The organism is Rhizobium lusitanum, from assembly GCF_014189535.1.
Taxonomy (GTDB): Bacteria; Pseudomonadota; Alphaproteobacteria; order Rhizobiales; family Rhizobiaceae; genus Rhizobium; species Rhizobium lusitanum_C.
Map to the genome: position 1 here is coordinate 3,333,150 of NZ_CP050308.1, position 24,336 is coordinate 3,357,485.

At 60.8% G+C, this 24,336-nt stretch carries 28 protein-coding genes; 16 read left to right on the forward strand and 12 right to left on the reverse strand.

What is annotated here, in order from left to right; all coding sequences use genetic code 11:
- Positions 1–58: 58 nt before the first annotated feature.
- Positions 59–817: a phosphotransferase enzyme family protein gene (locus HB780_RS29795; protein ID WP_183697609.1), complete on the forward strand. Its 759-nt coding sequence runs from the start codon at positions 59–61 to the stop codon at positions 815–817.
- A gap of 6 nt (positions 818–823) precedes the next feature.
- Here the strand turns inward: HB780_RS29795 and HB780_RS29800 are convergent, their stop codons facing one another.
- Positions 824–1,480 carry a ribonuclease HII gene (locus HB780_RS29800; protein WP_183691660.1) on the reverse strand — a complete coding sequence of 219 codons (657 nt, stop codon included), beginning with the start codon at positions 1,478–1,480 and terminating at the stop codon, positions 824–826.
- Positions 1,481–1,585: 105 nt separating this feature from the next.
- Positions 1,586–2,743 carry a PA0069 family radical SAM protein gene (locus tag HB780_RS29805; protein WP_183691662.1) on the reverse strand — a complete coding sequence of 386 codons (1,158 nt, stop codon included), beginning with the start codon at positions 2,741–2,743 and terminating at the stop codon, positions 1,586–1,588.
- Positions 2,744–2,974: 231 nt separating this feature from the next.
- On the opposite strand from HB780_RS29805, the gene HB780_RS29810 reads away from it, so the two are divergent.
- Both HB780_RS29810 and HB780_RS29815 read left to right on the forward strand, forming a co-directional pair.
- Complete coding sequence (locus HB780_RS29810) at positions 2,975–3,493, forward strand: glycosyl transferase (protein WP_183691664.1); 519 nt, start codon at positions 2,975–2,977, stop codon at positions 3,491–3,493.
- 174 nt (positions 3,494–3,667) lie between these two features.
- Positions 3,668–3,982: a hypothetical protein gene (locus tag HB780_RS29815; protein ID WP_183691666.1), complete on the forward strand. Its 315-nt coding sequence runs from the start codon at positions 3,668–3,670 to the stop codon at positions 3,980–3,982.
- Between the two features lie 44 nt (positions 3,983–4,026).
- Here HB780_RS29815 and moaB read toward each other — a convergent pair whose 3' ends face one another.
- The 4 genes from moaB to HB780_RS29835 all read right to left on the reverse strand — a co-directional run bounded on the left by moaB (position 4,027) and on the right by HB780_RS29835 (position 8,501).
- Positions 4,027–4,581: a molybdenum cofactor biosynthesis protein B gene (moaB, locus tag HB780_RS29820; protein ID WP_183697613.1), complete on the reverse strand. Its 555-nt coding sequence runs from the start codon at positions 4,579–4,581 to the stop codon at positions 4,027–4,029.
- Positions 4,581–5,495 (reverse strand): 4-(cytidine 5'-diphospho)-2-C-methyl-D-erythritol kinase, encoded by a 915-nt coding sequence (locus tag HB780_RS29825; protein WP_183691668.1) that lies wholly within the window; start codon positions 5,493–5,495, stop codon positions 4,581–4,583. Before HB780_RS29825 ends, moaB begins: the two co-directional genes overlap by 1 nt.
- Before the next feature lie 8 nt (positions 5,496–5,503).
- The gene (locus HB780_RS29830) at positions 5,504–7,360 is read right to left on the reverse strand and encodes a tetratricopeptide repeat protein (protein WP_183691670.1); all 1,857 of its coding nucleotides are present in this window, start codon (positions 7,358–7,360) and stop codon (positions 5,504–5,506) included.
- A 124-nt stretch (positions 7,361–7,484) separates the two neighbouring features.
- Positions 7,485–8,501, reverse strand: a complete 1,017-nt coding sequence (locus tag HB780_RS29835) for a polyprenyl synthetase family protein (RefSeq protein ID WP_047463592.1) — start codon at positions 8,499–8,501, stop codon at positions 7,485–7,487.
- A 108-nt stretch (positions 8,502–8,609) separates the two neighbouring features.
- Between HB780_RS29835 and HB780_RS29840 the strand changes: the two genes are divergently transcribed.
- The 3 genes from HB780_RS29840 (at position 8,610) to HB780_RS29850 (ending at position 10,266) form a co-directional block, all read left to right on the forward strand.
- A complete protein-coding gene (locus tag HB780_RS29840; protein WP_007695186.1) occupies positions 8,610–8,840 on the forward strand; it encodes a putative signal transducing protein in 231 nt (76 codons plus the stop codon).
- An 8-nt stretch (positions 8,841–8,848) separates the two neighbouring features.
- Positions 8,849–9,625, forward strand: a complete 777-nt coding sequence (locus HB780_RS29845) for a tRNA1(Val) (adenine(37)-N6)-methyltransferase (RefSeq protein WP_183691672.1) — start codon at positions 8,849–8,851, stop codon at positions 9,623–9,625.
- A gap of 275 nt (positions 9,626–9,900) precedes the next feature.
- The gene (locus HB780_RS29850) at positions 9,901–10,266 is read left to right on the forward strand and encodes a hypothetical protein (protein WP_210334180.1); all 366 of its coding nucleotides are present in this window, start codon (positions 9,901–9,903) and stop codon (positions 10,264–10,266) included.
- A 98-nt stretch (positions 10,267–10,364) separates the two neighbouring features.
- Here the strand turns inward: HB780_RS29850 and HB780_RS29855 are convergent, their stop codons facing one another.
- On the reverse strand, positions 10,365–10,988 hold the full coding sequence (locus HB780_RS29855; RefSeq protein WP_183691676.1) for a helix-turn-helix domain-containing protein: 624 nt from the start codon (positions 10,986–10,988) through the stop codon (positions 10,365–10,367).
- Positions 10,978–11,157 carry a hypothetical protein gene (locus HB780_RS29860; protein WP_047463584.1) on the reverse strand — a complete coding sequence of 60 codons (180 nt, stop codon included), beginning with the start codon at positions 11,155–11,157 and terminating at the stop codon, positions 10,978–10,980. The genes HB780_RS29855 and HB780_RS29860 overlap by 11 nt, the downstream gene beginning before the upstream one ends.
- A 257-nt stretch (positions 11,158–11,414) precedes the next feature.
- On the opposite strand from HB780_RS29860, the gene HB780_RS29865 reads away from it, so the two are divergent.
- Both HB780_RS29865 and HB780_RS29870 read left to right on the forward strand, forming a co-directional pair.
- Positions 11,415–12,275 (forward strand): S49 family peptidase, encoded by an 861-nt coding sequence (locus HB780_RS29865; protein ID WP_183691678.1) that lies wholly within the window; start codon positions 11,415–11,417, stop codon positions 12,273–12,275.
- Positions 12,276–12,291: 16 nt separating this feature from the next.
- The gene (locus tag HB780_RS29870) at positions 12,292–12,483 is read left to right on the forward strand and encodes an NfeD family protein (RefSeq protein WP_183691680.1); all 192 of its coding nucleotides are present in this window, start codon (positions 12,292–12,294) and stop codon (positions 12,481–12,483) included.
- Positions 12,484–12,528: 45 nt separating this feature from the next.
- Here HB780_RS29870 and HB780_RS29875 read toward each other — a convergent pair whose 3' ends face one another.
- Positions 12,529–12,843 (reverse strand): type II toxin-antitoxin system RelE/ParE family toxin, encoded by a 315-nt coding sequence (locus tag HB780_RS29875; protein ID WP_183691682.1) that lies wholly within the window; start codon positions 12,841–12,843, stop codon positions 12,529–12,531.
- The gene (locus HB780_RS29880) at positions 12,833–13,132 is read right to left on the reverse strand and encodes a hypothetical protein (protein WP_183691684.1); all 300 of its coding nucleotides are present in this window, start codon (positions 13,130–13,132) and stop codon (positions 12,833–12,835) included. Before HB780_RS29880 ends, HB780_RS29875 begins: the two co-directional genes overlap by 11 nt.
- Positions 13,133–13,251: 119 nt before the next feature.
- Here HB780_RS29880 and HB780_RS29885 point away from each other — a divergent pair, with 119 nt between their 5' ends.
- The 8 genes from HB780_RS29885 (at position 13,252) to HB780_RS29920 (ending at position 22,370) form a co-directional block, all read left to right on the forward strand.
- The gene (locus HB780_RS29885; protein ID WP_183691686.1) at positions 13,252–14,211 is read left to right on the forward strand and encodes a glycine--tRNA ligase subunit alpha; all 960 of its coding nucleotides are present in this window, start codon (positions 13,252–13,254) and stop codon (positions 14,209–14,211) included.
- Between the two features lie 87 nt (positions 14,212–14,298).
- Complete coding sequence (locus HB780_RS29890; RefSeq protein ID WP_183691688.1) at positions 14,299–14,850, forward strand: LemA family protein; 552 nt, start codon at positions 14,299–14,301, stop codon at positions 14,848–14,850.
- Positions 14,851–14,937: 87 nt separating this feature from the next.
- On the forward strand, positions 14,938–16,194 hold the full coding sequence (locus HB780_RS29895) for a 3-phosphoshikimate 1-carboxyvinyltransferase (protein WP_183697616.1): 1,257 nt from the start codon (positions 14,938–14,940) through the stop codon (positions 16,192–16,194).
- 89 nt (positions 16,195–16,283) lie between these two features.
- Positions 16,284–18,257 (forward strand): DUF2207 domain-containing protein, encoded by a 1,974-nt coding sequence (locus tag HB780_RS29900; protein ID WP_435693933.1) that lies wholly within the window; start codon positions 16,284–16,286, stop codon positions 18,255–18,257.
- A 182-nt stretch (positions 18,258–18,439) separates the two neighbouring features.
- Positions 18,440–18,895 (forward strand): endonuclease domain-containing protein, encoded by a 456-nt coding sequence (locus tag HB780_RS29905; RefSeq protein ID WP_286203088.1) that lies wholly within the window; start codon positions 18,440–18,442, stop codon positions 18,893–18,895.
- Position 18,896: 1 nt separating this feature from the next.
- Positions 18,897–21,011, forward strand: coding sequence for a glycine--tRNA ligase subunit beta (gene glyS / locus HB780_RS29910; protein WP_183691692.1), 2,115 nt, complete (start codon positions 18,897–18,899; stop codon positions 21,009–21,011).
- A gap of 82 nt (positions 21,012–21,093) precedes the next feature.
- Complete coding sequence (locus tag HB780_RS29915) at positions 21,094–21,855, forward strand: DUF695 domain-containing protein (RefSeq protein WP_183691694.1); 762 nt, start codon at positions 21,094–21,096, stop codon at positions 21,853–21,855.
- Positions 21,855–22,370, forward strand: a complete 516-nt coding sequence (locus tag HB780_RS29920; protein WP_183691696.1) for a 2-thiouracil desulfurase family protein — start codon at positions 21,855–21,857, stop codon at positions 22,368–22,370. Before HB780_RS29915 ends, HB780_RS29920 begins: the two co-directional genes overlap by 1 nt.
- A gap of 112 nt (positions 22,371–22,482) precedes the next feature.
- On the opposite strand, the gene HB780_RS29925 is transcribed toward HB780_RS29920, so the two are convergent.
- Positions 22,483–22,911, reverse strand: coding sequence for a plant virulence effector HPE1-like domain-containing protein (locus HB780_RS29925; protein ID WP_183691698.1), 429 nt, complete (start codon positions 22,909–22,911; stop codon positions 22,483–22,485).
- 121 nt (positions 22,912–23,032) lie between these two features.
- Positions 23,033–24,304: a phosphoribosylamine--glycine ligase gene (gene purD / locus HB780_RS29930; RefSeq protein WP_183691700.1), complete on the reverse strand. Its 1,272-nt coding sequence runs from the start codon at positions 24,302–24,304 to the stop codon at positions 23,033–23,035.
- Positions 24,305–24,336: the final 32 nt, after the last annotated feature.

Sequence of the window (24,336 nt, forward strand, 5' to 3'; positions counted from 1 at the left end):
GACGGCCGGCAATCGAAAATAGATTGCAGGCTTGGCAGCGGAGGCAGCGGTGTTGACGATGGAGGAAGGCGAGAGCCCGTTTCGCAAGGGCGATGTCATCTTTCGGCCCGCTCGCACATGGACGGTGAGCGTACAGGCATTGCTCGCGGCGCTCCATGCCCATGGTTTTACACAGGCGCCGGCGCCTGCCGGTTACGATGCCGTATGGGAGAAGGTGAGCTTTCTTCCCGGTCTGACCGGCGATCTGGATGACAGCGAGGATATCAGATCCGAGACGGCTTTGCGGTCGGCAGCATCCCTGTTGCGCCGCTATCACGACTGTACCGCGCTATTTCTGCCGGAGATGTGTGCGAGCCAGGAATGGCAACTATCGCCTCGTGCACCGATCGAGGTCATCTGCCACGGCGATTTCGCGCCCTATAATGTTGTTTTGAATGATGGTGCCGTGACGGGCATCATAGACTTTGAAACGGCTCATCCCGGTCCACGCCGCTGGGATCTGGCCTATGCCCTCTATCGCTGGGCGCCTCTGTCGATCGGCATTGCGGCGGAGGGCCTCGACAGGCTGGACAGGCAGATCGGTCGCGCTCGCATCTTTCTCGACGCTTATGGCTTGGAGGCAGCGCGGCGTCCGGTATTGCCGGACATGATAGCCGAGCGGCTGAATGCCCTGGTCGGTTTCATGGAAAGCGAAGCGGCGCGCGGCGTGGAGAAGTATCGCCAGGACCTTCAGGAAGGCCATGACCGCATCTACCGGAACGATATTGGCTACATCAGCGAGAATCGGGAGAAGATCATCGCTGGCCTTGTCGAATGATAGCCGTCAGGCTTCGTCTCTTCGAAGTGGCCGGAAGCTCATGCGATGCAGCGAGCAGGGGCCGTGCTTCTCGATGCCGGCGCGATGCTGGGCGGTGCCGTAGCCCGCATGGGCTGCAAAGCCATAGGCTGGGAAGACGTCGCCGGCCCGCGCCATCATTCGGTCGCGCGTCACCTTGGCGACGATCGAGGCGGCTGCAATGGAGAAAGAGCGGGCGTCGCCCTTGACCACGGCCTTTCCCGGGCAGGCCAGTCCGGCTGGCACATCCAGCCCGTCGGTCAGGACATAACTTGCCGGTATGGCGAGGCCGCAGATGGCGCGACGCATGGCATCAAGGCTTGCCTTGCGGATATCGGTGACGTCGATGCGGGTCGCGCTCGATGAGGCGATGGAGACCGTCGCCGTGGCAAGGATCTCGATGAATAGCGCCTCGCGTCGGGCAGCCGAGAGCTGCTTGGAATCATTCAATCCCTGGGGAATGCGCTCGGGGTCGAGAATGACGGCGGCGGCAACGACCGGCCCCGCCAGGGGGCCGCGCCCGGCCTCGTCGGCACCGGCGACGGGCCAATGTCCGGCACGGCGGGCGATCAGCTCCAGCTCGAAGCTTGGAACGATCGGCCTTTCGTCGAAAAGCATGGGAGAATCGGGTGGTCTGCGTGGCATGCGGCGAAGCTCGCACACCACCCGATCTCCTGCAAGCCCCCGGTGGATCATGGCGGCGAACCGGGGGGCTCTTCCAGCGGGCAGGGAAACCCGCAAGGAAAGGGGTCAGAGCAACGAGAGCTGCACGCCGCTGCCATCCGGCGGCACGAACAGGTCGTCGCGCAATGCGATATTGCGGCGGGTAAGCTCCAGCCGCCTGGTCGCCATTTCGAAGCGGCGGCTGATCTGCCAGGCATAGGGGCCGGCGCCCTTCATGCGCTTGCTGAAATCGGCGTCGTAATCCTTGCCGCCGCGCATCGAACGGATCAGCGACATGACATGGCGATAGCGATCCGGATAGTGCTGCAGCAGCCAGTCGCGGAACAGCGGGCTGACCTCCAGCGGCAGGCGCAGGATGACATAGCTCGCCTCCATGGCGCCGGCCGCCTTGCCGGCATCGAGGATGCGCTCGATCTCATGGTCGTTGAGGGCGGGGATGATCGGCGCCACCATGATGGCGGTCTGGATACCCGCATCGCTCAGCGCCTTGATCGCTTCCAGCCGCCGCTGCGGCGTCGCCGCGCGCGGCTCCATGGTGCGGGCCAGCTTGCGGTCGAGCGTCGTCACCGAGAGGCCGACCCGTACCAGATTCTTGGCGGCCATTTCCTTCAGGATATCGATATCGCGCATGACCAGCGCCGACTTGGTGACGATCGCCACAGGATGGTTGGCCTTGTTCAGCACTTCGAGAATCTGGCGCATGATCCGCCATTCCTTCTCGATTGGCTGATAGGGATCGGTATTGGTGCCGATGGCGATGACGCGCGGCTTGTAGCCGGGCTTTGCCAGCTCCCGTTCCAGAAGCTTCGCCGCATCCGGCTTGGCAAACAGCTTCGCTTCGAAATCGAGCCCTGCCGACAGGCCCATATAGGCGTGCGTCGGCCGCGCGAAACAATAGATGCAGCCATGCTCGCAGCCACGATAGGGATTGATGGAGCGGTCGAATGGGATGTCGGGGGATTCGTTGCGGGTGATTGCCGTGCGCGGTTTTTCAATCTGTACTTCGGTCTTGAAGGGCGGCAGATCTTCGAGGGTCTGCCAGCCGTCGTCGAATGTCTCGCGCTGCATCGGCTCGAACCGGCCGCTCGGGTTCAGCCCGGCGCCACGGCCACGCCGACGGTCGATCTCGACCCTGAGACCGGTATCGGCGATCAACGCATTGGCAATATCTGCCGTGTTGGCAGGCGCAAACGCGGCCTGCCCTGCAAGGGACTGCTCGTTCATCGGTAACTCCGGGGGGCGGTTTATGACATTGCATGCCGCGTCTAAGCTGATTAAATTCCTATCCGACAAATGAGAACAATGCAAGAACAAAATACAGAGGGTTACCTTCATTCGAGGGACGGGCGGAGGCTGGAACAGCTTTTTCAAAGTTGCATATGATTCTTTTCTTAAACGCTCTGGTTTTCGGCTTAGCCGCTGGCAATAAATTGTGCGGCGCTCTATAAATGGGCAATGTTGACGGTCATCATAGAATGCCAGGATCAGGAACCTGAGCTGGCACAGACATTGGCGGTTTTGGTGGCGGGCGCGATCGAAGGGCTCGTCTGCGACGTCGTCGTGCTCGATCACGGCTCGCGCGACGGCACCTCGCGGGTTGCCGACGCCGCCGGCTGCCGTTTTTATTCGCAGTGGGATATCAAGGACATATTGCGCTCGGCGCGGGGCGAGTGGCTGCTTTTGGTCGAGCCCGGCGCGCGGCCGCAGGCCGGCTGGATCGATGAGATCGCCGAATATGTCTCGCTGAACAAGGTGCCTGCCCGCTTCACCGCTTCGCGCGGCTATCGCCGGCCGCTGTTGCAGCGCATCAGACGCGGCTCGCCACCACTGGAACTCGGGCTGCTTCTCTCCAAGCGGCAGGCCATAGCGTTTGCAAAGACCGGCATGCGGCTTGCCGAGTTCGCCAAGGGACAAAAGGGCCGCCGTTTGTCCAGCGAGCTCATCCCCTCCTGGGTCGCGCGCGGGGCGCGGTAGGGTCGCCAATCCAGATCTCTATTTGTAAATACTGGAATAGCTGTCATAATTTTCTTGTGGCGGCCGCTTTCGCGTGTCGCGTTGGGCGGTCGACCATGAAGATGCCGGTATGCGGCAGAACAGGTCAGCAGAACTCTCCTCTTCTGCCGGATTTCCGGCGAAAGGAGGTGCGTTATGGAACGCACGATGTTCAACCGCCTTATCGGAACGGCCGTCTTGGCAACGGCAATCCTTCTCCCCAACCAGGCCGCCGCACAGGCGACACTCGCCTGCGCCAAGCGCGCCGAGATTGCTGCTTTTCTTGATGGGCACTATTCCGAGAAACCCTCGGCCATCGGTCAGCTCGATTCAAAGACGATCGTCGAAATCTTCGCCGCTGAAAGCGGCAGCTGGACAATGATGATCACCGATGTCACCGGTCGCAGCTGTGTCATTCTCACCGGTCAGAATTGGGATTCTATTCCTGTTCTTCCTGGGCCAAAGGCATAGCAGTTCAGAAGGCCGGGCGACTTTATCTCAGCGAAACGCCAATCTCAGTTGGTGCCGGAGCCACGCTTCAGGTGCTCGTCGAGGCGCGGCATGATCTCCACGAAATTGCAGGGCATGTGCCGATAGTCGAGCTGCGCCTTCAAGATGCCGTCCCAGGCATCCTTGCAGGCGCCGGGCGAGCCCGGCAGCACGAAGATGAAAGTGGCGTTGGCGACGCCGCCGGTTGCCCGCGACTGGATGGTCGCCGTGCCAATCTTGTCGTAGGAAATGCGATGGAACACCTCGGAAAAGCCGTCCATCCGCTTTTCGAACAGCGGCTCCAGCGCCTCGGGCGTCACGTCGCGTCCGGTAAAGCCGGTGCCGCCGGTGGTGATGACGACGTCGATGGTCTTGTCGCGCGTCCAGGCCTCCACCTGGCTGCGAATGCGCTCCTTGTCGTCGGGGACGATGGCGCGGGCGGCCAGCCTGTGGCCGGCCTCCGCGATGCGAGCGACCAGCGTGTCTCCGGATTTGTCGTCGGCAAGCGTGCGCGTATCGGAAACGGTGAGCACGGCGATGCCGACGGGAATGAAGGGTCTTGCTTCGCTTGGGCCAGCCATCATGCATCTCCCTTGATTGTTTCCGTCGCCTGGAAATACCAGTCCGGCCGCAACCTGTGAAGCGATGCCGCTGCCGCAGTTGCCTGCTCAAGATCATCAAACAAGCCGAAGCAGGTGGCACCGGAGCCGGACATGCGCGTCACAAGCGCCCCTTCATCGGTGATCATCTGCGCCAACGTGGCGACTTCGCCGCACAGCGACTGTGCCGGCGGCTCAAGATCGTTGCGCAGCGTCCCGATCGTCGTGATCCATTGTGAGTGGTCGCTTGGCATCCGTGAAGCGAGCACCAGCGGTGGATTGTCCTTGCGGGCCAACTGGCGAAACACCTCCGGCGTCGAAACCCCGACGAGGGGGTTACCGAGGACCATGGCGAAGGACGGAAAGTCCGGCAGCAATTCGATCGCCTCACCGATGCCGCGTGCGATCAGTGGTCGGCTGGCAAGGCACATCGGCACATCGGCTCCGAGCTTCAGCGCAAGCGCCGTCATCGTGTCCAGGGGCAGGGCAAGGTTCCAGAGCTTCGCCAATCCGCGCAGGGTCGCCGCCGCGTCCGCCGAGCCGCCGCCGATGCCCGAGGCGACCGGCAGGTTCTTTTCCAGATGGATATGCACCGATGGTGCTTCCAGCCCGGCATCGTGGGCGGCCCGCCGCAGCAGGTCGCGCGCCTTCAGCACCAGATTACCACCGACATCCGCGTCAGCGGTAAGAAGAGGGGAGAAGCGTCCGGAAAGGCTGAATTCGTCGCGCTCGCTTGCACGGAACCCAAGCCGGTCGCCATGCTGCGTAAAGGTCACCAGCATATCGAGCAGGTGATATCCGTCGGCCCGCTGGCCGGTGACATGCAGCGCCAGATTGATCTTGGCGGGCGCTTCCTCCGTGAGGTCGAAATCGCCCGCCGCTAAGATCATGGTCATCGGCAGTCTTATGACTTCTTATCGACTGGCGGGGTATTCGTATCGGGGTCGGTTGCCGGCGGCGGAGTGGGGTCGGGCTGCTTGCTCTTGTCGACCGTCTTGGGGTCGGTATCGAGCGCCGGCAGGCCGTTGGCGACCTTCTCCTTGATCTTCGGAATATCCGCTTCCTCCGGCTTGGAGGCCAGCGCACGGTTCCACTGATAGACCGCCTCCAGCTTGCGGTTGACGCGCCAGTAGGCGTCGCCCAGATGGTCGTTGATCGTGGGATCGCCGGCCTTCAGCTGTGCGGCCCGCTCCAGTTCGGTCACGGCATCGTCGAAGCGGTTGAGACGGAAATAGGCCCAGCCGAGCGAGTCGACGATATAGCCGTCATCGGGCTTCAGATCGACGGCCTTGCGGATCATGTCGAGGCCCTGGTCGAGGTTGGTGTTCATGTCGACCCAGGAATAGCCGAGATAGTTCAGCACCTGCGGCTGGTCGGGGTTCAGTTCCAGCGCCCTCTTGAAGTTCGGCTCCGCCTGCGGCCACTTCTTCAGCCGCTCATAGGCGATACCGCGCTGGAAGAACACGGCCCAGTCGCTGCGCTTCGGCACGGCGCCGATGACATCCGCGGCCTTGTCGTAATTGTCGGCCATGGCCTGGAAGTCCTTGGCGTCGGAGAGAACGCTGCCATAGGCCAGGTAGCTGCGGACATCCTTCGGGTCGGAATCGATCAGCGCCTTCAGGTGCTTGCGCGCATCGTCGACCTTGCCGGCCTGTGCCAGCGCAAGACCGAGCTGCAGCTCGGAGATGCGGGCCATCGGCGAATCGTCGGGCACCTTCTTGTAGAAGGATATGGCGCGATCGACCTGCTCCTGCTTTTCGGCAAGCCCGCCGAGGAGAACCAGCGTATCGGCGCTCTTGGGATCGAGCGTATTGGCGATTTGCAGATAGAGCGAGACGACATCTTCGGCGCCGTCGCGGTTCAACGCCGCGCCGATGGTAAAGAGCACGGAAGCAGCGCCTTGCGTGGCGTCGGTCACCTGCTGATCCGGCTTTTCGCCCTTGTTGATGCTGTCGCGCAGCGCGTTCAACGGCGCGTAATTGTTGATCAGGTTGTCACCAACCGAAACCGTGTCGAGCGCCTTCTGCTTGTCGCCAGCCTTGATTTCAAGGCGTGCCAATGCCATGACGGCGCGCATGAAGGTGTCGGGCGCGGTTGCGCCGCCAGCCTTGTCGAGAATGGCGTCGTTCAGGTGCGAGCGGGCGGATTTCACGTCGCCGATGGTGATGGCAATGGCGCCTGCGTGATAGTTCTTGAAGATGTTGAACCAGTCCGGTCCCTTCATCTTGTCGATCATGGCGATGGCTTCTTTGCCACGGCCGGCGCCGGCACGCGCCCAGGCAAGCAGCAGATTGTTCATCATCCGGTCGAGATCGTTCGGACCGTTATATTTGAGAATATCCTGCGCGGTCTTGTATTCGTGCCGGCGGATGGCATCCATGCCGCGCACGATCGTGGTGACGCGCTCGACGGAAGGGTCGCTCTTCAGCTCGTTGGCGTATTTCACGCCCTCTTCGAGATTACCGTTGAGCAGCAACGAGATCATCAGGCGCTGACGGATTTCCAGATTGCCCGGCTCGAGCATCAGGGCCTTTCTGTAGAGCGCGATCGCCGTATCGTAATCATGGTCGACATCGGCGGTACGGGCGGCGAGGAAGGCACCCGCGAAGGTATCGACGGCTTCCGCGTCGAAGACCACCTCGTTCTTGGTTTCCGGCGTTGCCGGAGCATCCTCCGCGCGCGCACTATTCAGCGCCGACAGCGAAAGGATCGCCACCAAGGCTGCGCCCGAGAGGAAACGGATGGCAAGTCTCTGCCGCATTAGAATGCCTTTCATCAAGGGATTGCCAGCGAGGGCGCCGGCAGCACAAAGCGTTCGTGTCAACTGATTCACAACAGGATGGCTTTTTTGAAGCGGCGGCGCAAGAAATTCGGGCCGCGGCCGATCAGTTCACACGTTCGATGCAGAAATCGATCACTTCCATGAGTGCCGATTTCCACGGCGTTTCCGGAAGCGGCGCCAGTGCATCGCGGGCGATGGTGCCGTAGTGAACGGCGCGGGCGATCGTGTCAGTGAGCGCACCATATTTGGTGATCAGACCCAGTGCCTTTTCCAGGTTCTCGTCGCTGTTATCGCCGGTCTCGATGGCCTCGCGCCAGAAGGCGCGTTCCTTCTCGGTGCCGCGGCGGTAGGCGAGAATGACGGGAAGAGTGATCTTGCCTTCGCGGAAATCGTCGCCGACATTCTTGCCGAGATCGGCGGCCTTGCCGCCATAATCCAGCGCGTCGTCGACCAGCTGGAAGGCGAGACCGAGATTGGTGCCGTAGGATTTCAGCGCATTGCGCTCGGCCTTGCCGGCATTGGCGACGATCGGGCCAACTTCGGCGGCGGCAGAGAAAAGCGCTGCCGTCTTGGCGCGGATGACGGAGAGATAATCGTCTTCGGTCGTCTCCATGTTCTTGGAGACGGAGAGCTGCAACACTTCGCCCTCGGCGATGACGCAGGCAGCCGACGACAGCACGTCGAGCGCCTCCAGAGAGCCGACTTCGACCATCATGCGGAAGGCCTGGCCGAGCAGGAAGTCGCCGACGAGAACGCTCGCCTGGTTGCCCCAGATCATGCGGGCCGTGGACTTGCCGCGCCGCAGATCGCTTTCGTCCACGACGTCGTCGTGCAGCAAGGTCGCGGTGTGCAGGAATTCGACCGAGGTCGCGAGCTTGATGTGATTGTCGCCCTGATAGTTGTAGAGTGCGGCGGACGCGATGGTCAGCATCGGCCTCAGGCGCTTGCCGCCGGACGAGATCAGGTGCTCCGCCACTTCCGGAATCATCTGCACGTCGGAACCGGCTTTCGATAGGATAAGCTGGTTCACGCGTTCCATATCCGCCTTGGTCAGGTCCACCAATGGCTTGATGGATGCCTGTTTATTCTTGCTTTCTTCAAGCGGTATCACGACGCCCAACTGTCCGGACTCCTGTTCATTTTTCACAAAGCACAATAAGAAGGGGCGCAGGGGGCGGCAAGAGGCGAATTGTCTCGTCGCGTAAATTTGACAGGAAACCCGAGGCTTATGCACGAACTCATCCGCACCAACGACCCGGTTCTACTCTCCTTTGCCGAGAGTCTGATGAAGGATGCCGGGATTCATTGCTTTGTCGCGGATCAGGCCATGAGCATTCTCGAGGGTTCGCTCGGTATGCTGCCGCGCCGCTTCCTGGTGGAGACCGACCGCGCCGATCAGGCCCGACGCATCCTCATCGATGCCGGTCTCGGCGACGAGCTGCGCTCCGCGGGCGACTGAGGTTTGCGATGACCGGCCATTCGTCCGAAACGATCGACGCCTTCCATCGCGGTGCCTTCCATGTCGTCCAGCCAAAGGGCAGGGGGCATCGCTCCGGCATGGACGCCATGCTGCTCGCAGCCCTGGTGGCCGATGAGCGCGGCATCAGGGTGGCCGATCTCGGCGCCGGCGCGGGTGCTGCCGGAATGGCGGTTGCCTCGCGGCTCGAGCAGGCCGAGGTGGTGTTGTTCGAGCGTTCCGCGGAAATGGCCGAGTTTGCCCGCAAGAGCCTGGTCCTTGCGGACAATGCGCGGTTCGGGGGCCGCGTCTCGGTGATCGAAGCCGATGTGACGCTGATCGGCAAGGAGCGCAACGCCGCCGGTCTGATCGATGACAGTTTCCATCATGTCATCATGAACCCGCCCTTCAACGACGCCAGCGACCGGCTGACGCCCGACGCGCTGAAGGCTGAGGCGCATGCCATGACCGACGGCCTGTTCGAGCGCTGGGTCCGTACGGCAGGCGCAATCATGATCCCCGGCGGCCAACTGTCGCTGATCGCCCGGCCACAATCGATCGGCGAGATCATCGCCGCCTGCGGCCGCCGCTTCGGCGGCATCGAGATCACGCCCATCCATCCGCGCGACGGCGAAAATGCAGTGCGCATCCTCGTGACGGCAATCAAGGGCTCAAGGGCGCGGCTGGGACTGCGCGCGCCGCTGATCATGCACGGCGAAGGGACGCACAAGTTCTCCGACTTTGTCGATGATCTCAACAATGGCCGTGCCGCCTACGCGCGAAAATGACCTGCCGTCCTCGGCTGGTTGATGGCCATGCGATTCGTTTGGGCCAAGAATAACCATTCCCGGTTTCATTCATTTCGACCAAGGCATCGGTATAGTCCGTGATGGCAGAGGAATATCCGTGATAACGAACGTTGCTCGACATCAAGCGGACATGTTTCCATTCTGTTGGAGGAAAGATTATTGGAACGTTTTTTTATGTTGAACGTTATTTTTAGTTGTTCTACCTCAATTTTCATTGAAAGCCGAAATACGGCCGAGCACCGGAGATGACCCAGATGAACCCCGCCATGAACATGATGCCGATGATGAACCCGATGATGGGTGGTATGATGAACCCGATGATGAACGGCATGATGATGCCGATGATGAATCCCATGATGGGCGGGATGATGAACCCGATGATGGGCGGAATGATGGGTCAGATGCCGATGATGAACGGCATGATGCCCATGATGCAGATGATGATGAGCAAGATGACCTGCAAGATGACACCGAAGGGCATGGTCTGCGAGATGATGCCGATGGAAGGCATGGACAAGGACATGTTCATGGAGTGCTGCAAGCGCATGATGTCGTCCGGCATGCCGATGATGATGATGTGCGGCAACATGATGATGTGCTGCATGATGGAAGCAGCCTAATTCCTAAGGGCATCCACCCCCTGGAATAGAAAGCAGACCTCCATCTGCCTCAGGCCGTCCGCAAGGGCGGCCTTTTTGCTTTTCCAGGCAAGGATGCCTTAGCCGCGAACTTCCTCGACATAGGTCGAGACCAGATAGAGCACGGCTTCGCTGCTGGTCATGTTGCGATAGCTATGGGCGACGTCGGCATCGAAGATCACGGCGTCGCCTTCGCCAAGGATCTGCGGCGGATGCTTGCCCGCGACGATTTCGACCGTGCCCCGCGAGACCACGAGGTTTTCGATCGTGCCGTGATGATGGGCCTCGGCGATCTCCGTATGATAAGGCGCAATGCGCAGCTCATAGAATTCGACCTTGCGTTCGCTTTCATAGGGAAAGAGCGCCCGCGTCTGGAACTTGCCTTCGGATGCGGATAGCACCTTCGCCTTGGCATGGGTCAGGACCTGCAACGATGTGTCGTGCGGCTGGGCGATCAGCGAGCCGCAGGGGACATCTAGTGCTGCGGCAATCTTCCAGAGGATACTGATTGTCGGGCTGCTTTTGCCGGTTTCGACCTGTCCCAGCATGGCGCGGCTGACACCGGAGATTTTTGCCAGCCGATCCAGCGAATAGCCGCGACGTGTACGCAGCCGGCGAAGATTTTGGCCCGTCAGCGCCGAGATTTCGTCGATCGACTCGACTCTTGGGATCACATGCAGCGGCTCGATGGATTCAAGCGCCATAGTTCGGGTTGCCAAGCGGCATCACCGGGACGAAACCCATGAAGGGAACCCACATCAGGAAAGGTTGCTGAGGCCACGCGGAAACGGGGGCCTGCTCTACCGGCACGCTCTTGGCGCGGGCGTCACGATAGGCCTGGAAATCGATGATGTTGGCAGCCTGGCTGGACATGCGATGCTCCTGCAATTCGATGGCATAGCCTATTTTTTTGATCGACGGATGTAGAGGGTGCAGCGCCCAATCTTGATGGAAAGGGAGGAATGTTTTTGCGGCGCCGCGCGCTTGGGGCGAAAGCGCATCCTCTCTTGTCATCGATGAAAAACATGCGGCCTGGAGCAATCCCGACGCGAAAATGCAATGATCGATGTTGCGTTTGCCGTTTCCGTGCATACATCACGGCAGCAAACATCATGATTCAGGGACGACGAATGGCTGGTTTTTTCAAGCGCATGCTTCCGAAGCGGTTTCGCAAGGAAAGAGTAGTCATCCCTGTCGTCCGGCTGAGCGGCGCGATTGCGTCCGGCAGCGGGCCGCTTCGGCAGTCGCTCAACCTTGCCGGCATCTCGCAGGCATTGGAAAAGGCTTTCGAGATGAAGGCCGCGCCTGCGGTCGCGATCGTCGTCAATTCGCCTGGCGGCTCACCGGTTCAGTCCCGGATGATCTATAACCGTATCCGCGATCTTGCGCGGGAGAAGCAGAAAAAGGTGCTGGTCTTTGTCGAGGATGTTGCCGCGTCCGGTGGCTACATGATTGCGCTCGCCGGCGACGAGATCATTGCCGACGCAACCTCCATCGTCGGTTCCATCGGCGTCGTCTCCGGCGGCTTCGGCTTTCCAGAGCTTTTGAAGAAGCTTGGCGTCGAGCGCCGCGTCTATACCGCCGGCGAAAACAAGGTGATCCTTGATCCGTTTCAGCCGGAAAAGGAAAAGGACATCCAATATCTGAAGAGCCTGCAGCTGGAGATCCACAAGGTCTTCATCGACATGGTGCGCGAGCGCCGGGCGGGCAAACTGACTGACGACGAGACAGTGTTTTCCGGCCTCTTCTGGACCGGCGGACGTGGTCTTGAACTCGGCCTGATCGACGGGCTCGGTGATATGCGCCAGGAGTTGAAGAAGCGCTTCGGCGACAAGACCAAGCTGGTGCTGGTTGGCACGCCGCGTAGCCTCTTCGGCCGCCGTGCGCCCGGCATCTCGCTTGCGGGCATGGACGGCATCGGCGCCGGCCTCGCCTCCGGACTTGCGCAAGCGGCGGAGGAAAAGGCATTGTGGGGACGGTACGGATTGTAATCGGGAGCGCTGCGTAATGCCGCAGATCATTTTCTTCGCTGTCGTTATCGGCGGCATCTGGTGGCTTTATCGACGCTTTGTGCGTGCTGCACAAAAGCTTACCGAAAAGTCACGCCGGGCCGAAAACGAACGGCGGACGGGTGCCGTCGGGACACTGGTGAAGGATCCAAAGACGGGGGAGTATCGGGTCAAGCGGGATGAGGAGTAGTCATTGATACAGGGTTGTTCGACACGATTAAGTCGCACACCCACCCTAACGCCGTTCTTTTACCCGAGACATCCAATCCGCGCCGGCATAGCTGATGCAGATAACGCGCACGACCTTGGTGGCATCATCGATAGTGAAGCACACGACCGCTTTTTCTGAAGCGGGAATGGCGCGTAGACCTGGGTAAATATCATCGCGCGTTGTTCCGATATGAGGAAAATCGGTCAGCGAGTTTAACGTCTTCTCGATTTGCTCGATTTTACTCTGGGCGGTGGCGTAGCCGGCATATTCGCCAATCAGTGTCGTAATATTAAAAAGGTCGGCTCGAACGAGGGGATGGCGAGTGACCTCATACGCCATTCTGCTTTTCATCCATTTTTTTGCGGATGAGGGTACGGACGTCGTCAAACAAGGTGTCGCCCTTTAGCGGTATCCATTGGTCAGCTGGCAATTCCATGCGCCGACGAATTTCATCCGCCATGCCGGACACCGCATCATCGGGCGTACCATCATGATGCGTCGACTGGTCAATCTGCTCGATCGCCGCTTCAACAAGGCTGGAAATCGAAGGAAATGCACCTTCCTCGACCATCTTTTCCGCAAGGCGGAGATGGTGCTCGGACAATGTGATTTCGGTTTTGACGTTCATTATTCTTCTCCAAGTCATCGCGGAGACGCATAGCCATATCTATACGTCATCTCTTGACCCTTGTCTTCCATCGTGGCACCTGTCCGCCAAACCGTTCGTTACCTGAAGAAATCAATCCCATGACCGCCACCGTGCCCGACCATATGAACCCGAAGCGCTCTTTCCAGGCGTTGATCCTGACCCTGCATAATTACTGGGCCGACAAGGGTTGCGCGGTTCTTCAGCCTTACGACATGGAAGTCGGTGCCGGTACGTTCCATCCGGCAACCACGCTGCGCGCGCTGGGGCCGAAGCCTTGGAAGGCCGCTTACGTGCAGCCGTCCCGCCGCCCGTCCGACGGTCGCTACGGTGAAAACCCGAACCGCATGCAGCATTACTACCAGTATCAGGTCATCCTGAAGCCCAATCCGCCGAACCTGCAGGAGCTCTATCTCGGCTCGCTGGCGGCAATAGGTCTCGATCCGCTCCTGCATGACATCCGCTTCGTCGAGGACGATTGGGAAAGCCCGACGCTCGGCGCCTGGGGTCTCGGCTGGGAGTGCTGGTGCGACGGCATGGAAGTATCGCAGTTCACCTATTTCCAGCAGATCTGCGGCATTGAGTGCGCGCCGGTCGCTGGCGAGCTGACCTATGGCCTTGAGCGTCTTGCCACCTACGTCCAGGGTGTCGACAGCGTTTACGACCTGAATTTCAACGGCCTCGAAGGCGATGAAAAGATCACCTACGGCGATGTCTTCCTGCAAGCCGAACAGGAATATTCCCGGCATAATTTCGAATATGCCAATACCGAGATGCTGCATCGTCATTTCAGCGATGCCGAGAAGGAATGCCTGGCGCTTCTGGCCGCCGGCGCGCCCGGTGACAGCGACAACCAGCGTCTGCACAAATGCGTGTTTCCTGCCTACGACCAGTGCATCAAGGCAAGCCATGTCTTCAACCTGCTCGACGCGCGCGGCGTGATCTCCGTCACCGAGCGCCAGAGCTACATCCTGCGCGTGCGTACGCTCGCCAAGGCATGCGGCGAGGCTTTCCTGCTGACGGATGCCGGTGGCGTCAACTGGGGCAAGCAGGCCGCCTAAGATACTGCCAGCACAGCGAAAGCGGATGACAATAGTCGCGAAGCCGCATAGTGTCCCCTTGATTGTAATCGCAACGGGGGGTTCGCGATGTATATTATCCTGGCGGTCATCGTTCTTGCCGCGCTGTATGCCGTTTTCGTCTATAACGGTCTCGTCAGCGCCCGGCAGGTCGCCGAGGAGGCATGGTCCGGCATCGACGTACAGTTGAAGCGCCGCGCCGATCTCATTCCCAATCTTATCGAGACGGTCAAAGGCTATGCCGGCCATGAGCGGCAGACATTGGAAGAGGTCGTTGAGCTGCGCAACAAGGCGCAGGCCGTGCCGGCAGGCGATGTCGCAGGTCGCGGTGTGGCCGAAGGTCTCCTCGGCCAAGCGCTCGGCCGTGTCATCGCACTTGCCGAAGCCTATCCGGATCTCAAGGCCAACACGAATTTCCTCGAATTGCAGCGCTCGCTTGAAACGATAGAAGGCGAGATCCAGATGTCCCGGCGCTATTACAACGGTGCTGCCCGCGACCTGAACGTCAAGGTCGAGAGCTTCCCTTCCAATCTCATCGCCGGCCAGTTCGGTTTCGCCAAGCGCGCTTTCTTCGAGATCACCGACGAAGCCGACCGCGCTGTTCCGACCGTCAAGTTCTGAGATTCCCGCTATCGGTTTTGCATGTGAGGCGGTAAAGGAAGCCGACCGCAGGCCATCGGCCGCTTTCCTGACTGACCAAAGAGAATGATGATGGGTAGAGCCAAACTCACGATTATCCCGCCTGGCAAGCCGTTGACCGGCCGCGCCATGCCGCCGGGATCGAAGTCGATCACCAACCGCGCGCTGCTGCTTGCCGGCCTCGCCAAGGGCACTAGCCGACTGACCGGCGCGCTGAAGAGTGACGACACCCGCTATATGGCCGAAGCGCTGCGCGCCATGGGCGTTACCATCGACGAGCCCGACGACACCACCTTCATCGTCACCGGCAGCGGCAAGCTTCAGCCTGCAGCGGAACCGCTTTTCCTCGGCAATGCCGGCACCGCGACGCGCTTCCTGACGGCCGCCGCCGCTCTGGTTGACGGCAAGGTCGTGGTCGATGGCGATGCCCATATGCGCAAGCGGCCGATCGGCCCGCTGGTCGACGCGCTGCGCTCGCTCGGCATCGACGCAACGGCTGAAACTGGCTGCCCGCCGGTTACCGTCAACGGCACGGGCCGCTTTGAGGCGAGCCGCGTGCGGATCGATGGCGGTCTTTCCAGCCAATATGTCTCGGCCCTCCTGATGATGGCCGCCGGTGGCGACCGGCCGGTCGATGTCGAATTGCTCGGCGAGCATATCGGCGCGCTCGGCTATATCGATCTGACGGTTGCTGCCATGCGCGCTTTCGGCGCCAAGGTCGAGCGCACCAGCCCGGTCACATGGCGGGTCGAGCCGACCGGCTACCACGCAGCGGATTTCCTCATCGAGCCGGATGCTTCGGCTGCCACCTATCTCTGGGCGGCGGAAGTGTTGACCGGCGGCAAGATCGACCTCGGCACGCCGGCGACCGAATTCTCGCAGCCGGACGCTCGCGCCTATGAGCTGATCTCGCAATTCCCGCATCTGCCCGCCGTCATCGACGGATCGCAGATGCAGGACGCCATTCCGACGCTTGCTGTCCTTGCTGCCTTCAACGAGACGCCCGTCCGTTTCGTCGGTATCGCCAACCTCCGCGTCAAGGAATGCGACCGCGTCCGCGCGCTGTCGAGCGGCCTGTCGCGCATCGTTCCGGGCCTCGGCACCGAAGAGGGCGATGATCTGATCGTCGCTTCCGATCCGAGCTTGGCTGGCAAAGTGCTACCCGCCGAGATCGACAGCTTCGCCGATCACCGCATCGCCATGAGCTTCGCGCTCGCCGGCCTGAAGATCGGTGGCATCACCATTCTCGACCCAGATTGCGTTGCCAAAACCTTCCCGTCTTATTGGCGGGTACTGGCTTCGCTGGGTGTTGCCTACGACGACTAATGCCTCGCTCCCCCTGGGAGCGTGGATCTACGTTCAAGTCATGCGGCGCCCTCCACTGGGCGCTGCGGGGATCACATGGGGGTGTGATGATGCGTTGGCTTTCCGGGGTTTTCCTGGCCTTGATCCTGCTGTTCTCCGCAACGGCAGCCTTGGCGGCCGAAGTCATCACAAACTTCGCCCAGGCGATTGCGCTCAATCGCGACGGCTCGATGAGCGTAACCGAGACCATTGCCGTGAATGCCGAAGGCCGTGCTATCCGTCGCGGCATCTTCCGGGATTTTCCGCTGACATTCCTCGATTCCGCTGGCCGCCAGGCGCAGGTGGATTTTGATGTCGTTTCCGTCGAACGCGACGGGCAGCCGGAGGAATGGCGGCTCGAGCGGATCGAAGGCGGCGAGCGCATCTACATCGGCCGGGCGGATCAGGGGAGCACGCAATTTCTCCTCAGCCCTGGCCCACACATCTTCCGCCTCACCTACTCGACCAACCGCCAATTCCGCTATTTCGACAATCACGACGAACTCTATTGGAACGTTACCGGCAATGGCTGGCAATTCCCGATCCTGCGCGCCTCGGCAACTGTTACCCTGCCGGATGGCGTGACGCCGCAGCAACTGGCCTATTACACCGGCCCGATCGGTGGGAAAGGCCAGGATGCAAGCGCGAGCCAGCAAGCCGGAAAAGTCACATTCGCCACGACTCGTCCATTGGCTGAAGGTGAAGGGCTGACGATCGCTGTCAAGCTGGCGAAGGGAGTGATCCTGCCGCCGAGCAGCGGCCAGCAATGGCGCTGGTTCATCGCCGATCATCTCGACGCGATCATCGCCATCGGTGGTCTGATCCTGCTGTTTGCCTATTATCTCAGGAGTTGGATCACCGTAGGGCGTGATCCGCCGCGGGGCGTCATGGTTCCGCGCTGGGATCCGCCGGATGGCGTCTCGCCGGCCTTGGTCAATTACATCGACAACAGAGGCTTTTCCGGCGCCGGATGGACGGCGCTCTCGGCAACGGCGATTGATCTTGCCGTACGCGGTTACGTCACCCTCGACGATCTGAAGGACAAGGTGATCCTAAAGGCGACCGGCAAGACGGCGGGCCGCGATCTGGGCAGCGGCGAAAAGGTTCTGTTCGGCGCAATCGGCCCGTTCACGCCGCTGGTGATCGACGCCGCGAATGGCGCTGCCGTCCAAAAGCTCGGACAGCAATTCCGCAGCGCCATCGAGCGTGACCATCGCGACGAATATTACAAGGCCAACCGGCTCTATATCGTCATTGGCATTGCGCTGTCGGTGCTCATCCTGGCGTCCATTGTCATCTTTGGCCGCCTGCATGAAAATGCGCTTCCGCTCATCGTTATTCCCGGCTTCCTCTCGATCGTGGTCACCATCTTTGCCGGCGCCATAGGCCGGATGTTTCTGCGCCACGACGCGGGCCTCGGGCGACGGATTTTCTCGGTCCTCGTCTTCGCCTTCATCGGCTTCGTCATCGTCTCTATCGTCGCCGGTCTTTTCGCCGCCGTCGTCGTGCCGCTGATGGAAGCGGGCGAACTTCCGTTGCTGGTCGGTATCGTCGGCATCTTCGCCCTTAACGTCGTGTTCTTCTTCCTGATGGGCGCACCGACGCCGATCGGGCGGAAGATGACGGATGGCATCGCCGGGCTGCGGCAATATCTGACGCTCGCCGAACGCGACCGGATGAACATGCAGGGCGCGCCGCAAATGTCGCCGCAGCATTTCGAAAAGCTGCTGCCCTACGCCGTCGCGCTCGGCGTCGAAAAGCCCTGGTCAAGCGCTTTCGATGCATGGCTGGCAACGGCCGCAGGTGCTGCGATCGCGGCGAGCTACGCCCCCGGTTGGTACGTCGGCAATGTCTACGGCGGCAATCTTGGCGGCCGGATCGGCGAGTTCTCCTCCTCCATGGCCTCGACCATCGCCTCCACTATCCCCGCACCAGTCTCCAGCTCGTCCTCTGGCTTTGGCAGCAGCAGTGGCGGTGGTGGTTTCTCAGGCGGGGGTGGCTTCTCCGGTGGCGGAGGCGGCGGCGGCGGAGGAGGGGGATGGTGATTGAACACCTCCCCCTTGAGGGGGGAGGTCGCCGCGAAGCGGCGGGTGGGGGTGAAAATTGGCTGGCTGCAGAGGCCGCCGCGATCACCCCACCCCGGACCTTTGGCCCGACCCTCCCCCTCAAGGGGAGGTGCTTGTGGCCGCATAGAGATTTGCTATTTCAAGAGGTTAGAGGTCTCCTTATGCCGAAGAAGCCCTCCAAGCTTGATCGCTTTAAAATCGCCAACAGTCGTCGCCTGCGCGCTGGTTCAACCGATGCCGAAGTAAAGCTTTGGAAGCATCTGTGGCGCATTCCTATCGAGGGCACGCATTTTCGACGGCAAGTTCCGATTGGGCGGTATTTCGCGGATTTCGCTTGCCATCAGATTGGTTTGATTATCGAACTTGATGGCAGCCAGCACGCGGAAGATGCGACAAGGCGCTATGATACGGAGCGCACGGCATTTCTCGAAAGTCAGGGCTATCACGTCGTCCGATTCTGGAATGCCGAGGTAACAGACGAGATTGAGGCTGTTCTGGATACGATATTTGCCATTGTGCAGCAGCGGCAAATTTTGCTAGCAGAGGCCGACCATTTTCACCACACTCCGGCACACCGTGCCGACCCTCTCTCTCAAGGGGAGGGTGAGGAACCTTGACATGCCCGATCTCCTTCTCGAACTCCGCTCCGAGGAAATTCCCGCCCGTATGCAGCGCAAGGCTGCCGGCGATCTGAAGAAGCTGGTGACCGACGCGCTAGTCGAGGCAGGTCTGTCCTATGAGGGCGCGCGCGAATATTGGACGCCGCGGCGCCTGACGCTGGACATTCGCGGCGTCACCGCACGCTCCGCCGATGTGCGCGAAGAGCGCAAGGGGCCGCGCACCGACGCCAATGAAAAGGCGATCGAAGGCTTTTTGCGCGGCGCCGGCCTATCTTCCGTTTCCGAAGCACAGGTGCAGAGCGACCCGAAGAAGGGCGATTTCTATGTTGCGATCATCTCCAAGCCCGGTCGTGGCGCCGAGGAGATCGTTGCCGACGTCATGCCTGGGATTATTCGCGATTTCCCCTGGCCGAAGTCGATGCGCTGGGGCAAGGCGTCAGCCAAACCCGGCTCGCTGCGATGGGTGCGCCCGCTCCAGTCGATCGTCTGCACGTTCGGCACCGAGCATGAAGAGACCGTTGTCATCCCCTTCGAGATCGACGGTATCGTTGCCTCGAACGTGACCTTTGGCCACCGCTTCCATGCGCCGGGCCCGATCACCGTCAAGCGTTTCGACGATTACGTGTCCAGCCTGGACAAGGCCAAAGTCATTCTCGATGCCGAGCGCCGCAAGGACATCATCCTGCACGATGCCCGCGACATCGCCTTCGCCAACGGCCTGGAACTGGTCGAGGACGAGGGCTTGTTGGAAGAGGTGTCCGGCCTGGTGGAATGGCCGCAGGTGCTGATGGGTTCTTTTGAGGAAGATTACCTGTCGATCCCCTCGGAAATCATCCGCCTGACGATCAAGACGAACCAAAAGTGTTTTGTCACCCGTTCGCAGGCCGGGGAGACACTCTCCAACCGTTTCATCCTCGTCTCCAATATCCAGGCGACGGATGGCGGCAAGGAGATCATCCATGGCAACGGCAAGGTCGTACGCGCCCGTCTTTCCGACGCGCTGCATTTCTGGAAGCGCGACCAGGGCAATCTGCCGGACCTCGAAACGCTGGAGGCTTCCGCCGCGAAATTCGGCCTCGATCTGAAAAAGCCGCTGGATCAGCGCATGGCCAAGCTCGATGCGCTGAACGTTACCTTTCATGCCAAGCTCGGCAGCCAGGGCGAACGCGTTGCCCGCATCCGTACGCTGGCGGCTGAACTCGCCAAGATCACCGGCGCCGATCCGGTCAAGGTCGATCGCGCTGCCGTGCTCGCCAAGGCCGACCTGCGCACGGAAGCCGTCGGCGAATTCCCCGAGCTTCAGGGCCTCATGGGCCGTAAATATGCGGGGCTGCAGGGCGAAGACGCCTCTGTGGCTGCTGCTATCGAGGATCACTACAAGCCACAAGGTCCGTCCGACCGCGTGCCGGACGACAAGGTGGCAATCACCGTAGCGTTGGCCGACAAGCTGGATACGCTGATCGGCTTCTGGGCGATCGATGAGAAGCCCACCGGCTCTAAGGACCCCTATGCGCTGCGCCGTGCGGCTCTCGGTGTCGTCAGGATCCTGTTGGAACGCAAGGTGCGCTTGCCGCTGCTGGCGGCGACGAAGGATGCGGATCTCCTCGCCTTCTTCCACGACCGCCTGAAAGTCTATCTTCGCGATCAGGGCGCCCGCTACGACCTCATCGATTCCGTGTTGACACCGGAAGCCGACGATCTCTTGATGGTCGCCCGCCGCGTCGAGGCGCTGACAGCCTTCATCACCTCGGAAGACGGCAAGAACCTGCTCGCCGGCGCCAAGCGCGCCACGCAGCTTCTCGCCGCCGAGGAAAAGAAGGGCACTGTCGTCGCCGATGGTGTTTCGGAAGCATTGCTAACGCTCGACGCTGAAAAAGACCTTTTCGTTGCCGTCACCAAGGCCTCAGCCGAAGCGGCCAAGGCGATTACCGGTGAAGATTTCCGCTCGGCGATGGCCGCGCTTTCGACACTACGCGCGCCCGTCGACCGCTTCTTCGGGGATGTCCTCGTCAACGACGAAGACGCCGCCATCCGCGCCAACCGTCTGGCGCTGCTGCGCCTGATCCGTGAGGCGACTGGGACGGTAGCGGACTTCTCGAAGATTGCCGGATAGGCATTCTCTTCCCGTCTTAGTTGGTGTAACTGCTTGGTCGATGTTTCTAATATAGACGGCGACTTGCAAGAGAGGCGGCAAATTGGACGGTGGCGATTGGGGTGTCTATTTGACCAACGATCTTGGTGCTCTCGCGAGCATCGGAGTAGACTTGCAATACAAAATGGCTGCCGTCTCGTCATTTTCAACACTGGTGATTTTGGAGATCAAGCTAACGCATCCGCGTGAGAACGGGCTACCGCAATCGGACGAGTCGCAAGCTGTATATGCGATCGAGGATCGGATGGGCGAGGTCCTTCGCGCATCCAACGAAAACCGATACGTCGGGCGAAAATTATCGGGTGGCGTGGTAAAGTTCTTCTTTTATACCTCTACGGTTGGAGGTCTTTTGGCCTCGATCAAAGAAACCGCCGCGCAATTTCCGCAGTATTCCTTCGAGACTCGTGTCATCAGCGATGCAAATTGGTCCGTTTATCGCCAATCCTTGCTTCCAGGCGGCGACGATATTCAGCGGGTTGAAGACAATAAAGTTCTGTCTAGCATGATTGCTCACGGCGACGATGGAACGCACCCAAGAGTTGTCGACCATTTCGCATATTTTTCCACCGCCGAAGAGCAGAGAAAATTTGCCGCTTCTATTTTGAAGTACGGTTTCGAAGTTGCCGATCAGGCGTCAATCGACGATTCGGCCAGGCCTTGGTCCGTTCGATTTCGCCGGATCGATGTTCCAAATCAGATAACAGCCGTAACGGTCAAGCTCACTCATCTCGCTGCTCAATTCGATGGCGAATACGATGGCTGGGAGTGCGCTGTGACACCATCCGCCACACTACCGGGCAAATAATGATCTCTAAGATCCTCGTCAGCGCCTGCCTCATGGGGCATGCCGTCCGATATGACGGCCGCGCCAAACCGCTTCTCCATCCGGCTATCGACCGTTGGCGCGAAGAGGGAAGGCTCGTCACCATCTGTCCGGAAATGTCGGCAGGCATGGCCGTGCCGCGTCCTCCCGCTGAGATATCGGACGGGGCGACAGGCGAAGACGTTTTGGCCGGCACCGCTCAGGTGATGGAAATCAGTGGCGGCGATGTCACCGATGGATTTCGTCAAGCCGCCGAGAACGCTCTGGCGCTCGCTAAAGAAACAGGCTGTCGCTATGCCCTGCTCATCGACGGCAGTCCGTCCTGTGGTTCGGGCTTTATCTATGACGGCACATTTTCCGGTAGCCGGCATCCGGGCGATGGCGTCACCGCAGCCTTGCTGAAGCGAGCCGGCATCGAGGTTTATTCCGACCGCGAGATCGACCAGCTGGTCGAGCGGATTGCCGCCGCCGGGGATGTTTTCAAACGCGGTTCATGAAAAACGAATGCGCCCCCGCTTCTCTTCAGGGGCGCATTGGTCCGCCTTGCGGCGGACCCCGTCGACCGAAACTTTGATCGGGCGGGGCAGGGAACTGGATTGGGAAGCTATCTTACTGGCGAAGCTGGAAACCGGAGAGATCGAGCGGCGCGGGTTCCCGTGTCCTGGCGGGCTTGGGCAGAGCCGCGGTTTTTGCGTTCATGTCGATGCCGTCGGGTGCTATGTTCGCTGCCGCCAGCGCCTCGGGCGTCGGCTTGGAGATGAAGACCACCGGCGAGCCGCCCATCCAGGCCTCGGTGCGCACCACCTTCTTCTGGCCGTCAATGTCGCGGACGACGATGGATTGCGTGCCCGGCGTCAATTCCGGCACCACATACTCCTTCTTGACGATTTGCGGCTTGATGGCCGGGCAATCGGCGCAAACCTTGTCGACGATGCTGCCGCCGCCGGTTTGCGTCTTGCTGTCGATGGGTTGGATCGACGACGCCATGGCCGAGCCGGCCGCCAGCGCAAATACCAAGGTCAGGAAGAAGGGACGCATAACAAACCACTCCGTCTTATCGTGACTGAGAGATTAGCGCGTCTTCGTTTCCATCCCGTCAGGAGATTAGGTAAAAGTTTAGTGGAGAACGGAATTCGGGATGGGCTTCCCGGCTACATTTTCAGGCCTTTTCCCGCGCGATGGCCTGCCAGCCGATGTCGCTGCGGCTGAAGCCGTTTTCCCAGTCTACCTTGTCGGCAAGGGCATAAGCGCGCTTCTGCGCCTCGCTGACGGTTTTGCCGGTGGCGGTGACATTCAGCACCCGGCCGCCGGTTGCGACCAGCACGCCGTCCTTCAGCGCCGTGCCGGCATGAAACACCTTGGCGCCGTCGCTATCGGCGGGCAGGGCCGCGATCGGTGTGTTCTTGGCGTAGGCGCCAGGATAGCCCTTCGAGGCCATGACCACGGATAGCGCCACGTCGTCGCTCCATTCGGCGCTGACCTGATCCAGCGTGCCGTTGGCGCAGGCGAGAAGCAGCGGTAGTAGGTCGCTCTTCAGCCGCATCATCAGCACCTGGCATTCCGGGTCGCCGAAGCGGACATTGTATTCGATCAGTTCCGGTCCCTTGGCGGTAATCATCAGCCCGGCGAAGAAGACGCCGGAGAAGGGATAGCCGCTTTCCGCCATACCGCGCATCGTCGGCTCGATGATCTCTTTCATGGTCCGCTCAACCATTTCCGCCGTCATGACCGGAGCGGGAGAATAGGCGCCCATGCCGCCGGTATTCGGGCCGGTATCGCCGTCGCCGACGCGTTTGTGGTCCTGAGCGGTGGCGAGCGCCAGCGCGTGCTTTCCGTCGCTAAGGCAAAAGAAGCTCGCTTCCTCGCCATCGAGATAGGCCTCGATCACCACTTCCGCGCCGGCCTCGCCAAAAGCCCCTTCGAAGCAGTCATCGACGGCGGCAAGCGCCTCGTCGACTGTCATCGCAACCGTCACGCCCTTGCCGGCGGCAAGCCCGTCAGCCTTGACGACGATCGGAGCGCCCTGTTCGCGGATATAGGCTTTCGCCTTCGGCGCATTGTTGAAGCGCTGGTAGGCGCCGGTCGGAATATCGTAGCGGGCGCAGATATCCTTGGTGAAACCCTTGGAGCCCTCGAGCTGGGCGGCGGCCATGGACGGTCCGAAAACGGCGATGTCCTCGGCGCGTAGCCGGTCGGCAATGCCGGCGACCAGCGGTGCCTCGGGGCCGACGACGACGAAGTCGATGGCCTTTTCCTTACAGAAGGCAACGACGGCGCCATGGTCCTCGATATCGATCGCGGCGAGCGTCGCATATTCGGCAATGCCGGGATTGCCGGGTGCGGCATGGAGTTCCGTCATCAGCGGCGATTGCGCCAGTTTCCAGGCCAGCGCATGCTCGCGTCCGCCCGATCCGATCAACAGAACTTTCATGGCTTGCCCTCTTCATTAGGTTCTTCTGCGCG

Bases quoted from the DNA above. Each gene is read 5' to 3' on its own strand.
- HB780_RS29795 (WP_183697609.1), top strand. From the start codon at position 59: ATGGAGGAAGGCGAGAGCCCGTTTCGCAAGGGCGATGTCATCTTTCGG.
- HB780_RS29800 (WP_183691660.1), bottom strand. From the start codon at position 1,480: ATGCCACGCAGACCACCCGATTCTCCCATGCTTTTCGACGAAAGGCCG.
- HB780_RS29805 (WP_183691662.1), bottom strand. From the start codon at position 2,743: ATGAACGAGCAGTCCCTTGCAGGGCAGGCCGCGTTTGCGCCTGCCAAC.
- HB780_RS29810 (WP_183691664.1), top strand. From the start codon at position 2,975: ATGTTGACGGTCATCATAGAATGCCAGGATCAGGAACCTGAGCTGGCA.
- HB780_RS29815 (WP_183691666.1), top strand. From the start codon at position 3,668: ATGGAACGCACGATGTTCAACCGCCTTATCGGAACGGCCGTCTTGGCA.
- moaB (WP_183697613.1), bottom strand. From the start codon at position 4,581: ATGGCTGGCCCAAGCGAAGCAAGACCCTTCATTCCCGTCGGCATCGCC.
- HB780_RS29825 (WP_183691668.1), bottom strand. From the start codon at position 5,495: ATGACCATGATCTTAGCGGCGGGCGATTTCGACCTCACGGAGGAAGCG.
- HB780_RS29830 (WP_183691670.1), bottom strand. From the start codon at position 7,360: ATGCGGCAGAGACTTGCCATCCGTTTCCTCTCGGGCGCAGCCTTGGTG.
- HB780_RS29840 (WP_007695186.1), top strand. From the start codon at position 8,610: ATGCACGAACTCATCCGCACCAACGACCCGGTTCTACTCTCCTTTGCC.
- HB780_RS29845 (WP_183691672.1), top strand. From the start codon at position 8,849: ATGACCGGCCATTCGTCCGAAACGATCGACGCCTTCCATCGCGGTGCC.
- HB780_RS29850 (WP_210334180.1), top strand. From the start codon at position 9,901: ATGAACCCCGCCATGAACATGATGCCGATGATGAACCCGATGATGGGT.
- HB780_RS29855 (WP_183691676.1), bottom strand. From the start codon at position 10,988: ATGGCGCTTGAATCCATCGAGCCGCTGCATGTGATCCCAAGAGTCGAG.
- HB780_RS29860 (WP_047463584.1), bottom strand. From the start codon at position 11,157: ATGTCCAGCCAGGCTGCCAACATCATCGATTTCCAGGCCTATCGTGAC.
- HB780_RS29865 (WP_183691678.1), top strand. From the start codon at position 11,415: ATGGCTGGTTTTTTCAAGCGCATGCTTCCGAAGCGGTTTCGCAAGGAA.
- HB780_RS29870 (WP_183691680.1), top strand. From the start codon at position 12,292: ATGCCGCAGATCATTTTCTTCGCTGTCGTTATCGGCGGCATCTGGTGG.
- HB780_RS29875 (WP_183691682.1), bottom strand. From the start codon at position 12,843: ATGGCGTATGAGGTCACTCGCCATCCCCTCGTTCGAGCCGACCTTTTT.
- HB780_RS29880 (WP_183691684.1), bottom strand. From the start codon at position 13,132: ATGAACGTCAAAACCGAAATCACATTGTCCGAGCACCATCTCCGCCTT.
- HB780_RS29885 (WP_183691686.1), top strand. From the start codon at position 13,252: ATGACCGCCACCGTGCCCGACCATATGAACCCGAAGCGCTCTTTCCAG.
- HB780_RS29890 (WP_183691688.1), top strand. From the start codon at position 14,299: ATGTATATTATCCTGGCGGTCATCGTTCTTGCCGCGCTGTATGCCGTT.
- HB780_RS29895 (WP_183697616.1), top strand. From the start codon at position 14,938: ATGATGGGTAGAGCCAAACTCACGATTATCCCGCCTGGCAAGCCGTTG.
- HB780_RS29900 (WP_435693933.1), top strand. From the start codon at position 16,284: ATGCGTTGGCTTTCCGGGGTTTTCCTGGCCTTGATCCTGCTGTTCTCC.
- HB780_RS29905 (WP_286203088.1), top strand. From the start codon at position 18,440: ATGCCGAAGAAGCCCTCCAAGCTTGATCGCTTTAAAATCGCCAACAGT.
- glyS (WP_183691692.1), top strand. From the start codon at position 18,897: ATGCCCGATCTCCTTCTCGAACTCCGCTCCGAGGAAATTCCCGCCCGT.
- HB780_RS29920 (WP_183691696.1), top strand. From the start codon at position 21,855: ATGATCTCTAAGATCCTCGTCAGCGCCTGCCTCATGGGGCATGCCGTC.
- HB780_RS29925 (WP_183691698.1), bottom strand. From the start codon at position 22,911: ATGCGTCCCTTCTTCCTGACCTTGGTATTTGCGCTGGCGGCCGGCTCG.
- purD (WP_183691700.1), bottom strand. From the start codon at position 24,304: ATGAAAGTTCTGTTGATCGGATCGGGCGGACGCGAGCATGCGCTGGCC.